The organism is Vibrio rarus, from assembly GCF_024347075.1.
In the GTDB taxonomy this organism is placed as follows: Bacteria; Pseudomonadota; Gammaproteobacteria; order Enterobacterales; family Vibrionaceae; genus Vibrio; species Vibrio rarus.
The window spans coordinates 2,497,532-2,511,378 of sequence record NZ_AP024900.1; the positions used below are offsets into that span (position 1 = coordinate 2,497,532).

A 13,847-nucleotide genomic window follows, 5' to 3' on the forward strand; every position below is an offset into this window, starting at 1 on the left:
CTCATAAACTTTACCACTATGATTCAGTTAGGTTGTTCCATGATAAAAAAATGTCTTTTTCCAGCAGCAGGTTACGGTACTCGATTCCTTCCTGCTACTAAATCTATGCCAAAAGAAATGATGCCAGTAGTGAATAAACCACTAATTGAGTACGGTGTTGAAGAAGCGATTCAAGCGGGCATGAACGCAATGTGCATTGTTACCGGCCGTGGTAAGCACTCTATTATGGATCACTTCGATAAAAACTATGAATTAGAACATCAAATTCAAGGCACCAACAAAGAAGACCTACTTATTGATATTCGTAATGTTATTGATTCTGCAAACTTTACCTATATCCGTCAGCGTGAAATGAAAGGCTTAGGTCATGCCATTCTAACCGGACGTGAGTTAGTTGGTGATGAACCTTTTGCTGTGGTTCTTGCCGATGACTTATGTGTTAACGAACAACAAGGCGTGCTGGCACAAATGGCGGCACTTTATAAGCAATTCCGTTGCTCTATCGTTGCAGTACAAGAAGTGCCTGAAGACGAAACTCACAAATACGGTGTCATCAAAGGTGAAGTGATCAAAGATGACATCATCCGTGTTGATGACATGGTAGAAAAACCTGAGCAAGGTACAGCGCCAAGTAACCTAGCGATCATTGGTCGTTACATTCTTACTCCTGATATCTTTGACCTCATTGAAGAAACAGAACCGGGTAAAGGTGGTGAGATTCAAATTACTGACGCATTGCTAAAACAAGCAAAAGCGGGCTGTGTTCTTGCCTATAAATTTAAGGGTCAACGTTTTGACTGCGGTAGTGTTGAAGGCTACATCGAAGCGACAAATTACTGCTTTGAAAACATCTATTTAAAAGATAAAAAAGCCACTGAGCTTGGCAAGCACTCCACCCTAAAAGAACCACTGGTTTAATCAACCCTTGATTCCCCTTTAAAACAGTGACCTAGTGTCACTGTTTTTTTATCCAGTATTTATTTGCAGCGCTACCAAGCTATGTAATACTTGAACAATGATTATGTAATGTAACGGAATCAGATGGACACTATTGACGTTCGTGGTGCAAGAACCCACAACCTAAAAAATATCAGCCTCACTATACCCAGAGATAAACTAACGGTGATTACTGGGCTATCTGGCTCAGGTAAATCCTCTTTGGCTTTTGATACTTTATATGCTGAGGGTCAACGTCGATATGTGGAGTCTTTATCCGCCTATGCACGCCAGTTTTTATCTTTGATGGAAAAACCTGACGTGGATCATATAGAGGGCTTATCTCCCGCTATCTCTATTGAGCAAAAGTCTACCTCGCATAACCCTCGCTCTACTGTCGGTACAATTACCGAAGTCTATGATTACCTTCGTCTTCTTTATGCTCGCGTGGGTGAACCGCGCTGTCCTGAGCACAAAGTTCCTTTATCTGCACAAACCATTAGTCAAATGGTCGATAAAGTATTGGAGCTGCCAGAAGGCTCTAAAATGATGCTGCTGGCTCCTATTGTTAAGGAGCGTAAAGGGGAACATGTAAAAACCTTTGAAAATTTAGCGGCTCAAGGCTTTATTCGTGCTCGAGTGGATGGGGATATTTGCGATCTTTCTGATCCACCACCTCTAGAGTTGCATAAAAAGCACACCATTGAAGTGGTAGTTGACCGCTTCAAAGTTCGCGCAGATCTGCAGCAACGCCTTGCGGAGTCTTTTGAAACCACTTTAGAACTGTCCGGTGGGATCGCGGTGGTCGCATCTATGGATAAATCCGATCAACCAGAGGTTATCTTCTCGGCTAACTTTGCTTGTCCATACTGTGGTTACAGCATGCAAGAGCTTGAGCCTAGATTGTTTTCATTCAATAACCCTGCCGGAGCTTGCCATAGTTGTGATGGTCTTGGCGTACAACAGTACTTTGATGAAAGCCGCGTTATTGTTGACGAAAACCTCAGTATTGCTGCAGGAGCGATTAAAGGCTGGGATCAAAAGAACTATTATTACTTTCAAATGCTTAATGCTCTTGCTGAACATTATGATTTTGACTTGTACGCCCCTTTCACCTCATTACCAAGCAAGATCAAACAGATCATTTTGCGAGGTTCAGGACGCACTGAGATCGAATTTAAATACATTAATGATCGGGGTGATATTCGCGTAAAAACCCACTCATTCGAAGGTATTCTCAATACTCTAGAGCGTCGATATCATGATACGGAATCGAACTCGGTACGTGAGGATCTTGCCAAATATATCTCCACGCGCTCTTGCACTAGCTGTGATGGAACGCGACTCAGAGAAGAAGCCCGTAACGTCTTTGTGCAAGACACCCCCTTACCTAGCATTGTTGAAATGAGCATCAGTGAAGCATTAGATTTCTTTCGCACGATGAACCTAGAAGGACAAAAAGCGCAAATTGCCGAAAAGATCATGAAAGAAATTAATGATCGTTTGAGCTTTTTAGTCAATGTGGGGCTCAACTACCTTAATTTATCCCGTAGTGCAGAAACCTTATCGGGAGGTGAAGCCCAGCGAATACGCCTTGCGAGCCAAATAGGGGCAGGGCTTGTTGGGGTAATGTATGTACTCGATGAGCCTTCCATTGGCCTCCATCAAAGAGACAATGAGCGCTTGCTAGGCACCTTAACTCACCTCCGTGATCTTGGAAATACCGTGCTTGTCGTTGAGCACGATGAGGATGCCATTCGCACCGCTGACCATATTATCGATATTGGCCCTGGAGCCGGTGTGCATGGCGGTCATGTGGTGGCCGAAGGGAGTTATGAAGAAATCATTAATAACCCTGATTCGCTAACTGGCCAATATCTCAATGGAAGCAAAAAAATTGAGATACCAAAAAAGCGCACCCCAATCAATAAAGAGAAACTATTGCAATTAAGTGGCGCAACTGGCAATAACCTGAAATCCGTTGACCTCACTATTCCATGCGGTCTCTTTACTTGTGTAACCGGTGTGTCTGGTTCGGGTAAATCGACCTTAATTAACGATACTTTCTTCAAAATTGCTCATCGCGAATTAAATGGCGCAACCACCAGCACGCCTAGCCCATATCGCTCTGTCGATGGCTTACAATACTTTGATAAAGTCATCGATATTGACCAAAGCCCTATCGGGCGCACCCCACGCTCAAACCCTGCAACCTACACTGGGATTTTCACGCCAATTCGAGAGCTGTTTGCGGGTACACAAGAGTCACGATCCCGCGGTTATAAACCCGGTCGATTCAGTTTTAATGTGCGTGGTGGACGCTGTGAAGCCTGCCAAGGTGATGGCGTGATTAAAGTCGAAATGCACTTTTTACCTGATGTGTATGTGCCTTGTGATTCCTGTAAAGGAAAACGCTACAATCGCGAGACATTAGAGGTAAAATATAAAGGCAAATCTATTGATGAAGTGCTCAATATGACGGTTGAAGATGCGCACGCCTTCTTTGAGCCGGTACCTGTTATTGCTAGAAAACTCAAAACACTCATTGATGTGGGGCTTTCTTATATTCGACTAGGGCAAGCCGCCACAACACTTTCCGGTGGTGAAGCTCAACGTGTCAAATTAGCTAGAGAGTTGTCTAAACGCGATACAGGTAAAACGCTATATATTCTTGATGAACCTACCACTGGCTTGCACTTTCATGATATACAACAATTACTTACTGTTTTACATCGACTGCGCGATAACGGCAATACTGTGGTCGTAATAGAGCATAATCTTGATGTTATCAAAACCGCAGACTGGATTGTGGATCTAGGCCCAGAAGGTGGGCAAGGTGGTGGTGACATCATAGCAACCGGCACTCCAGAACAAGTAGCTAAAGTTAAAGGCTCTCATACCGCCCACTTCTTAAAGCCGATGCTCAAATAATACCGAAGGAATACCTCATGGCGACCCTGCTTACCACAGGCACATCACTTGAAAAGAAAGCGATAAAAGTACCATTCAATCGACGTTACCTACTGACCATTGGCTGCATGTTCTTAATTGCGACACATTTTTTCTATCCAAACCCTGGTGGTGCTGGGCTAGCCCTTTCCTTTAACCCTCCGGTATGGGCGCTACTTAGTATTGCCTTGGGTATAACCTGCTACCAAGTGACCCTGAATCGAGTCATCAAGTACTCTAAAATGACCGCCGTTCTCGGGGTTAGCTGTCTGTTGATGACCATTCCCATTCTATTTAACAACGCCAATGTTGAAATAGCCTTGCCTCGAATTGTAGGCTTATGGGCGGGGTTTTTGTTGTTCTTATCCTTTCAGCAATTTAGATTTAGCAACGAAGAGAAGCAGCGCTTACTGTGGTTTATTCTCTTCGCTGTGGTCATTGAAGCTCTGTTTGGCTGGGTGCAATATACCTTGTTATCCGAGGGTAATCCGTTTGGTTACAATACAATAAGTAACCGCCCATACGGTATTTTTCAGCAACCGAATGTAATGGCCAGCTTTTTAGCAACCGGGCTTGTTTTATCGGGATATTTATTAGCTAGGCAGCCCTATAGCAAATACCTTCAATGGCGATATAAAGTGTTCTTTTTATATGCGGTGCCATTGCTCACTGTGCCACTGCTTGTGGTGTTAGCATCAAGAACCGGTTGGTTAGGTGCACTCATTGCCACGGTCATGATTTTTCCGCATCTATATCGCTTTGCGCTCAAATCCCGCGCTATTATTTGGTTGGTTTGTCTAGTGAGCGCTCTTGGGCTCGGTATAGGCATGGCTAGTATGGGGGATAGTTCCTCAATAATAGGCCAGAAATCAAACCTTGAAAGCGCACGGAGTTTTCACTTCCCGCAAGGCATCGATATGATGGTTGAGCGCCCTATTTCGGGGTATGGCTATGGCAACTTTGAATCGGCTTATATGCTGTATACCGCAAGGCAGCACCAGCTTAACCCGAACTATCACGTCGGTTTGCCCTCACTAGATCATCCGCACAATGAGCTACTGATGTGGGGTATTGAAGGGGGTGTGATTCCTATAGTGGGAATATTCCTCGCTATGGGGTTTGTGCTTTATCGCTTAAGAATGGCGCGACCGGGCACTCGTATTGGTATCCTCTCTCTCTTTATCCCTATCGTTTTACACACTCAATTGGAATACCCTTTCTATCACTCGGCTATTCATTGGGTTTCCTTTATTATTCTTTTGTATTGGGTCGATCAACGCACCGCTCGCTACCATCAGCTTAATTTTGGTCGTATCAGTCACCTTGGCTTACGCCTTTCAAGCCTACTTTTGCCTATATTAACCTGTGCTTACATGATAACCGCGCTGCACACCAACCATGTACTGACAAAGTTTGAACAGTCAAGGCCGAAAAACCCGGATATTTTGGACAGCGTGACAAACCCTTGGGCATGGAAAGATAGATATGAATGGGACATTAACAGCACACTGTTAAATATTGGCATCGCTACGCATGAAAAGCAGTATATTCAAACTTATGTGGATTGGTCACTGCCTTTCATAAAAAGCAAACCACGTCCGGCACTGTATAAGAATTTAATCTTGGCCTACCAAGCGCTAGACCAACAGCAAATGGCCAGCGCTATTCGTAGTGAAGCCCGATTTTTATTTCCCGAAATAGACTTTGAGTCGGTATCATTAACCAAGCTAAAGGTCAGTGATGCACAACATACGACCATCAGCGATGAGTAATCATTTTTTAGGATAGAACGTCTTTTAGTGCCTGTAAGCAAAGTGCGACATTTTCCTTGCGGGCACCATATCCCATTAAGCCAATACGCCACGCTTTGCCGGCTAAATCCCCTAACCCTGCGCCAATCTCTAAGTTGTAATCATTAAGTAAACGCTGACGTACCTGGCCATCATCCACTCCTTGCGGAACATAAATGGCATTCAATTGTGGCAACCTATATTGCTCATCCACCACAAATTGAATACCTAACTCAGTTAACCCTGCTTTCAGTTGTTGATGGGCAAGAGCGTGGCGTTGCCAAGCTTGCTCCAATCCTTCTTCTTGTAATAGTAATAAGGATTCATGCAAAGCATATAAGCTATTTACCGGCGCGGTATGATGATAAGCACGCTTACCTTCACCACTCCAATAGCCTAGTACTAAGCTTTGATCTAAAAACCAGCTCTGTACGGGATGAGTTCGTGACTTGATTTTTTCAATCGCTTTCTCTGAGAAGGTCAAAGGTGACAAACCCGGTGTACAAGATAAACATTTTTGACTACCAGAATAAACCGCATCTAACTGCCACTCATCTACTTTTAGTGGCACACCACCAAGTGAGGTGACGGCATCAACAATCACTAACATATTTTGCTGTTTAGCAATGTTGGCCAAAGCCTGAGCATCACTTAATGCACCGGTTGATGTCTCTGCATGCACAAAAGCCACGGCTACCGCATCTGGATGCTGCGTCACTGCTGCTTGCAATTTATCTTCAGTAACAGGACTTCCCCACTCATCATCCACCACCACGGCAATACCGCCACAGCGCTCAACATTTTGACGTATTCTTTCGCCAAACACCCCATTACGGCAAACAATCACTTTCTCACCGGGCTGAACAAGATTGACAAAGCACGCTTCCATGCCCGCACTGCCTGGGGCAGATAAAGCAATCGTAAACTCATTCTCTGTTTGAAAAGCGTACTTAATTAGTACTTTCAGTTCGTCCATCATCTCAATAAACAAAGGGTCTAAATGACCTATTGTAGGGCGAGATAACGCCTGCAAAACTTGAGGATAAATATCGGAAGGGCCCGGCCCCATTAATGTACGTTTAGGAGGGTTGAAACTGCGCATAATTAAGCCTTGTAAGTGAATGACTTGATCACCTTATTGCATAGCCGAATAACACTCAATGAGCATATAGCAGAAGTATGCGGCAGTTAAAAAACTAACGATACGCATTAAGCGTTGACATAATTTATACAAACCAGTTCAATGAAGCCTTGAGAGTTGATTATCAAACTAGGTAATCACACCAATCGCAGTAAGCTTTTGCTTCATTTTAGCGGGTTAACACTCTTGATAACCGAGCTATTTCTATGACGATTCTTACAGTGATTGGGGTAGGACAAACTCTCTTTATAAAGTGCGTGATGAGTAACAGCCACTTTGACTCGTATAGTTAATACGAGTATTTGCACATTTTGAAGGATTAATGGAGATAGACTGTGAGCACAATCAACGTCGCTAAATTTGGCGGCACCAGCGTAGCAAACTTTGAGGCAATGAATCGATGCGCGGCCATCGTAGAAAATAACCCACATACAAAAGTGGTGGTCATTAGCGCCTGCTCAGGCGTCACCAATATTTTGGTTGAGTTAGCAAACGGAGTTGCCGACCAAGTTCAACGTGAACAATTACTTAAGCAATTAGTCGATATTCACTTCTCCATTATTAATCAGTTAAAACAACCTCAAACCATTACTAATGACATTAATGAGATCCTTACTAAAGTGTCTCAATGTGCGGAAAAAGCCACCGTCGAACCTAGTGAACAATTGACTGACCAATTAGTCTCTTGTGGCGAATTAATGTCAACGCATATCTTATGTCAAATTATGTGTGAACGTGGTCATGCTACTCAACGTTTTGATATTCGCACAGTAATGAAAACTACATCGGTATTTGGTAATGCTGAACCTTTACTCGATGAAATTAGCATTGCGGCCAAAACCCATTTAGTCCCTATTTGCAAAGATTCTATTGTTGTGACACAAGGTTTTATTGGCTCAGATCTCAACAATAAAACCACCACTTTAGGACGAGGTGGCAGTGACTACAGTGCGGCATTAATTGCAGAGGCGATCTCAGCGTCTGGGCTTGAAATTTGGACGGATGTTCCGGGAATTTATACCACGGATCCTCGCATTGCACCAAAAGCGCACCCGATTAAAGAGATCAGCTTTGCCGAAGCATCTGAGATGGCTAATTTTGGTGCCAAAATCTTACATCCATCAACTCTAGTCCCTGCACTACGCCATAAAATCCCAGTATTTGTTGGGTCGTCAAAAGAGCCACAACTTGGCGGAACATGGGTAAAACAAGAAGTAGAAAGCGCGCCACTATTTAGAGCGGTGACACTGCGTGGCAATCAAACGCTAATTACTCTAAAAAGCCTAAATATGTTTCAAGCTAGTGGCTTTTTAGCCAAAGTGTTTACCATCTTGGCTCAACATAAGGTATCGGTTGATCTTATTACCACTTCGGAGATCAGTGTTTCACTCACCTTAGATCGCACGAATACGCAGGGTGGTTCACCTAAATTACCACCAGCGGCACAAAAGGAACTTGAAGAGTTGTGCTCTGTGGTGGTTGAACACAACCTTAGTTTAGTCGCTCTAATTGGTAACGAAATGGGACAAGCTAAAGGTACAGCAAAACAGATTTTTGGCACTCTAGAAGATTATAATTTAAGAATGATCTGCTATGGAGCAAGTTGCCATAACCTCTGTTTCTTACTGCACGAATCCTATGCTCGACATGCTGTTCAGCAATTACATAGAGAATTATTTGAACACGAATAACCTCCACCGCCTTTGGCAGTGCTTTTAGATGATTATTAAAAATGGGGCTAATAAGCCCCATTTTCTATGTTAAACCAATCACAGTAAGATCATTCTAACCCGTCAGGCTGAACAGAAATTTACTACGATTAGTATTAAGCGTTAAGGTTTGGCCCTAGCCACTTCTCAGCTTCCGACCACTCCCATCCTTTACGTTCAGCATAGTCTTTGGCTTGATCTTCTTGGATCTGCGCAATAGCAAAATAGCGACAATCTGGATGCGAGAAATACCAACCGGATACAGAAGCACCTGGCCACATGGCATAACTGGTGGTCAGTGACATGCCGATAGTTTCTTCGACATTCATTAACTCCCACAACGAACCTTTCTCAGTATGCTCAGGACAGGCAGGATACCCAGGCGCTGGGCGAATACCTTGGTATTTTTCACGGATAAGATCATCGTTACTCAATTGCTCATCGGCACTGTAACCCCAGATAGTGGTACGTACTTGCTGATGCAGATATTCAGCAAAAGCTTCGGCTAATCTATCCGACACAGCTTGAATCATAATCGCGTTATAGTCATCACCGGCGGCTTTAAAAGCATCGGCTATGTCTCTTTCACCAATACCACCGGTTACGGCAAAGCCACCAATCCAATCTTTTAAGCCACTGTCTTTAGGTGCGATATAATCACTCAAGCAGTAGTTAAAGCCTTTGGGTTTATTGGTTTGCTGTCTTAGGTGACATAGTGTTTTAGCCACCGTTGTTCGCGACTCATCGGTATACACTTCAATGTCATCGCCCACACTATTTGCCGGGAACATTTGGCACATTCCACTCGCTTTGATAATGCCTTCGGCTTCTATCCTATCCAACAGATCATTTGCGTCTTTAAATAGGCGTTGCGCTTCTTCTCCCACCACTTCATGCTGTAAAATCGTCGGGTATTTACCCATCAAACTCCAGGTCATGAAGAATGGTGTCCAGTCAATATACTCACGTAGCGCTGATATGCTCATATCTTTAATCACAACCGGAGCCAATTGCTTAGGCATTGGTGGAGTATACGTTTGCCAATCAATGGCGACTTTATTAGAGCGTGCTTTGTCTAATGTCACTGGCGCTGTCTTAGGGCGCTTTCTAGCATGTTGATCTCGAACCCGTTCGTAATCAAGATTCAGTTTTTCAGTAAATGCAGGTTTTTGCTCAGCGGAAAGCAGAGCAGAACACACCCCAACAGCACGTGATGCGTTGTTCACATACACCACAGGCTCTGAGTAGTTTTGCTCAATCTTAACTGCTGTATGGGCTTTAGAAGTGGTTGCACCACCGATAAGAAGCGGCAGTTTAAACCCTTGGCGCTCCATCTCTTTTGCCACATGAACCATTTCGTCTAGAGACGGAGTAATCAACCCAGATAGGCCGATAATATCTACGTTCTCTTCTTTGGCCACTTTTAATATTTTTTCACAAGGGACCATCACCCCAAGATCGATGATGTCGTAGTTATTACATTGCAGAACTACCCCTACGATGTTCTTACCAATATCGTGAACATCGCCTTTCACTGTGGCGAGTAGGATTTTACCGTTTGTTTGACCGGCTTGTTTTAACGCATCAATAAAAGGTTCAAGGTGCGCAACCGCTTGTTTCATCACTCGAGCTGATTTAACAACCTGAGGCAGAAACATTTTACCTTCACCAAATAAATCACCGACAACATTCATACCATCCATTAAAGGCCCTTCGATGACCTCTATTGGCTTGCTCGCATTTAAACGGGCTTCTTCTGTGTCTTCGATAATAAATTCGGTGATCCCTTTAACAAGAGCGTGTTCAAGACGTTTCTCTACAGGCCAAGTGCGCCACTCTAGTGCTGTTCCATCATCTTTAGGGCCGACACCGTTTTCTCGATAATCCCCAGCAATATCAAGCAATCGCTCAGTACTGTCCTCCCGACGGTTGAGGATGACGTCCTCTACTGCTTCACGAAGTTTCTCAGGGACATTATCGTAAACCTCTAACTGACCGGCGTTAACGATCCCCATGTCCATACCATTTCTAAAACAGTGGTATAGAAATACAGCATGAATAGCTTCACGCACGTAGTTATTACCACGGAATGAGAATGAAACGTTCGATACGCCCCCTGAAATCATAGCGTGAGGCAAAGTGCGCTTAATATCAGCAACGGCTTCTATAAAATCCACCGCGTAGTTGTTGTGCTCATCAATACCCGTCGCAACCGCAAAGATATTTGGGTCAAAAATAATATCTTCTGCAGGGAAACCCACTTCATCCACAAGGATATTATAAGCGTTGGTACAAATTTCCACTTTACGTTCACGAGTATCCGCTTGACCCTCTTCATCAAAGGCCATCACGATAACGGCTGCACCGTAGCGACGGATTAACTTAGCTTGTGCAACAAACTTTTCTTTGCCTTCCTTCATTGAAATTGAGTTAACAATCCCCTTGCCTTGAATGCATTTTAAGCCTGCTTCAATGACTTCCCACTTCGAGGAGTCAACCATGATAGGTACTTTAGATATTTCTGGCTCAGAGGCACACAGGTTAAGAAAACGAACCATACAAGCTTCGGCATCGAGCATCCCTTCATCCATATTGATATCGATGATCTGCGCGCCATTCTCAACTTGCTGTCTAGCAACATCTAACGCTTCTTCATAAAGCTCTTCTCTAATTAAGCGCTTAAAACGGGCAGAACCTGTAACGTTGGTTCTTTCACCAACGTTTAAAAATAGGGTTTCTTTTTCTATGGATAACGGCTCAAGCCCTGATAAACGACAAGCAGGCTTAATGTCTGGTAAAGCGCGAGGGGTGACGTTCTCAACAACTTCCGCCATCGCTTTGATATGCTCGGGCGTGGTACCACAACACCCCCCTACAAGGTTGAGGAAGCCTGAGTTCGCCCATTCTTGAATATGCTCCGCCATATCGTCTGGAGATAAGTCATACTCACCAAAGGCGTTAGGTAAACCTGCATTGGGGTGTACCGAAACAAACGTTTCTGAAATACGAGAAAGCTCGGCTACATAAGGGCGTAGCTCATCAGGCCCCAACGCACAGTTCAAGCCGAAAGAAATAGGATTAACATGGCGTAAGGCATTGTAGAATGCTTCTGTTGTTTGACCAGAAAGTGTTCGGCCTGATGCATCAGTAATTGTCCCTGAGATCATCACTGGAAGTGCTGATCCTAATTCGTCAAAAACCGTTTCGACAGCAAATGCACACGCTTTGGCATTTAAGGTATCAAAGATGGTTTCAATTAAAATAAAATCACATCCACCCTCGATTAATGCCAGTGTGGACTCTTTATAAGCGACCACCAGTTCATCAAAACTCACATTACGAAAACCTGGGTCGTTAACATCAGGAGAGATCGAACAGGTTCTGTTTGTTGGGCCTAAAACACCGGCTACATAACGAGGCTTGTGTGGTGTTTTTTGTGTCCATTCATCGGCAGCTTGCCGTGCTAATTTTGCTGCTGCAAAATTAATTTCGGCACTCAACTCCTCCATGTCATAATCCGCCATCGCTATGGTGGTTGAGTTGAAGGTGTTGGTTTCGAGTATATCTGCACCAGCAGCTAAATAGTCGCTATGAATTCTCTTAATAAGTTGAGGCTGAGTGAGGACCAGTAAATCGTTGTTACCTTTTAGATCGCAATGCCAATCGGAAAAGCGTTCTCCGCGATAATCATTCTCTTCTAATTTTTCATTTTGAATCATGGTGCCCATGCCACCATCAATCAAAAGGATTCTATTTTTTAGCTGTGCTGTTATTTGTTCTCTCATACTGCATCCTGCTCAGACTTACTTACTGTCACTCTATGGACTACATCCTAACATAGAAAAATTAGATTTCTAGACGTCTAAATGATGCTATTTAACGTTATGATGTTCACAAACAGAGTCATTAATTTGATCTCACAATTATTTTGTCTCACAGTATTAAGGCAAAATGAATCAAAGGAGAAGTGAATGGAAGCCTACCATACGCTATGTTTTATAGCTGCGGCAGCAGTGCTTATCGCATTTATTAACAATAAGCTTGGTAAGATGCAACCCACAATAGCCATCACCGCGAGTGCAATGTTACTGTCGCTCGCCATGATAATCGCAGGTCAATTTGGGTTATTTAAACTATCCCATGTGGCAATAGATACTATTTCGTCTATTAATTTCGAAGACTTCTTATTAAAAGGGATTCTTGGATTTTTGCTGTTTGCCGGCGGCCTTGGTATAAAACTGGATCACCTAAGAGACCAAAAGTGGGAGATCACAGCACTGGCGTTTGGTGCCACGCTTTTTTCGACATTTTTTATCGGTTTCTCTCTCTACGGACTATTCTCACTAATCGGCTTTAATTTAGACTTTGTTTATTGCTTGCTGTTTGGAGCATTAATTTCACCAACCGATCCGATTGCTGTTTTAGCCATAGTTAAAAAATTGAATGCACCCGCGCGGATCTCTACGCAAATAGAAGGGGAGTCATTATTTAACGATGGATTTGGGTTAGTGATTTTTGTCACCTTATACACCATCGCATTTGGTAGTGAAACACCGACATTTAACTCTGTGTCAGTATTATTTCTGCAAGAGGCTATCGGTGGCATCATCTACGGCTTTATCCTAGGTGCTACTTTCCACTGGCTAATCAGCTCTACCCGCGACCACTCCATGGAAATTCTGCTTACTCTACTGATCCCTTCGACGGGCTATGTTTTTGCTGAATTGCTCGGCGTTTCGGGTCCATTATCCATGGTTGTCTCCGGCATCTTAATTGGTAACTGGACACGTAGAAGTGGCTTTACTATTGAAAGTCACGAACACCTAGATCATTTCTGGGAGCTTATTGATGAGTTTTTGAATGGTGTGTTGTTCTTGCTTATCGGCATGTCAATGTTGCTATTTGAGTTCCACCATGAAGACTGGATAATGATGGTTATTGCCATTCCATTGGTGCTATTGGCTCGTTACTTAAGCGTCAAATTCACTTATGTCGGCTTTAATCGATTCAGAGATTATAACCCTATGTCAGTAAGGATTTTAACCTGGGGCGGATTGCGTGGAGGACTTGCTCTTGCCATGGCGATATCTATTCCTTCAGGGATTATGGTCATTCCTGAGAAAAATATTGATGTAAAAGAAATCATTATGGTCATGACTTATGCCGTAGTGATGTTCTCAATACTTGTGCAGGGTATGACTATCACACCACTAATAGAAAAGGCAAAGCAGTTGGAGTTACCAAACAAACCACCCGCTGAGTAATTCCCCAAAAAATAAAAAAGGTGTGCCACTGAATATGGCACACCTTTTTTTATGATTG

7 protein-coding genes are annotated in these 13,847 nt (G+C 43.5%); 5 read left to right on the forward strand and 2 right to left on the reverse strand.

Features of this window, described 5'->3' with window-relative positions; all coding sequences use genetic code 11:
* Nucleotides 1–39 precede the first annotated feature (39 nt).
* The 3 genes from galU (at nt 40) to OCU56_RS11405 (ending at nt 5,657) form a co-directional block, all read left to right on the forward strand.
* Nucleotides 40–918, forward strand: a complete 879-nt coding sequence (gene galU, locus OCU56_RS11395) for a UTP--glucose-1-phosphate uridylyltransferase GalU (protein ID WP_261873333.1) — start codon at nt 40–42, stop codon at nt 916–918.
* 123 nt (nt 919–1,041) lie between these two features.
* Nucleotides 1,042–3,867, forward strand: coding sequence for an excinuclease ABC subunit UvrA (uvrA, locus tag OCU56_RS11400; RefSeq protein ID WP_261873334.1), 2,826 nt, complete (start codon nt 1,042–1,044; stop codon nt 3,865–3,867).
* A gap of 17 nt (nt 3,868–3,884) precedes the next feature.
* Nucleotides 3,885–5,657: a PglL family O-oligosaccharyltransferase gene (locus OCU56_RS11405; RefSeq protein ID WP_261873335.1), complete on the forward strand. Its 1,773-nt coding sequence runs from the start codon at nt 3,885–3,887 to the stop codon at nt 5,655–5,657.
* A gap of 7 nt (nt 5,658–5,664) precedes the next feature.
* Here OCU56_RS11405 and OCU56_RS11410 read toward each other — a convergent pair whose 3' ends face one another.
* Entirely contained in the window at nt 5,665–6,777 is a 1,113-nt protein-coding gene (locus tag OCU56_RS11410; protein WP_261873336.1) for a pyridoxal-phosphate-dependent aminotransferase family protein, read from the reverse strand.
* Nucleotides 6,778–7,151: 374 nt separating this feature from the next.
* Between OCU56_RS11410 and lysC the strand changes: the two genes are divergently transcribed.
* A complete protein-coding gene (gene lysC, locus OCU56_RS11415; protein WP_261873337.1) occupies nt 7,152–8,507 on the forward strand; it encodes a lysine-sensitive aspartokinase 3 in 1,356 nt (451 codons plus the stop codon).
* 134 nt (nt 8,508–8,641) lie between these two features.
* Here the strand turns inward: lysC and metH are convergent, their stop codons facing one another.
* Nucleotides 8,642–12,310 (reverse strand): methionine synthase, encoded by a 3,669-nt coding sequence (gene metH, locus OCU56_RS11420; protein WP_261873338.1) that lies wholly within the window; start codon nt 12,308–12,310, stop codon nt 8,642–8,644.
* A gap of 186 nt (nt 12,311–12,496) precedes the next feature.
* On the opposite strand from metH, the gene OCU56_RS11425 reads away from it, so the two are divergent.
* Nucleotides 12,497–13,789: a cation:proton antiporter gene (locus tag OCU56_RS11425; protein ID WP_261873339.1), complete on the forward strand. Its 1,293-nt coding sequence runs from the start codon at nt 12,497–12,499 to the stop codon at nt 13,787–13,789.
* Nucleotides 13,790–13,847 lie beyond the last annotated feature (58 nt).

What these genes read in the sequence shown, in the direction of transcription:
- galU (WP_261873333.1), top strand. Translation starts at nt 40, where the DNA reads ATGATAAAAAAATGTCTTTTTCCAGCAGCAGGTTACGGTACTCGATTC.
- uvrA (WP_261873334.1), top strand. Translation starts at nt 1,042, where the DNA reads ATGGACACTATTGACGTTCGTGGTGCAAGAACCCACAACCTAAAAAAT.
- OCU56_RS11405 (WP_261873335.1), top strand. Translation starts at nt 3,885, where the DNA reads ATGGCGACCCTGCTTACCACAGGCACATCACTTGAAAAGAAAGCGATA.
- OCU56_RS11410 (WP_261873336.1), bottom strand. Translation starts at nt 6,777, where the DNA reads ATGCGCAGTTTCAACCCTCCTAAACGTACATTAATGGGGCCGGGCCCT.
- metH (WP_261873338.1), bottom strand. Translation starts at nt 12,310, where the DNA reads ATGAGAGAACAAATAACAGCACAGCTAAAAAATAGAATCCTTTTGATT.
- OCU56_RS11425 (WP_261873339.1), top strand. Translation starts at nt 12,497, where the DNA reads ATGGAAGCCTACCATACGCTATGTTTTATAGCTGCGGCAGCAGTGCTT.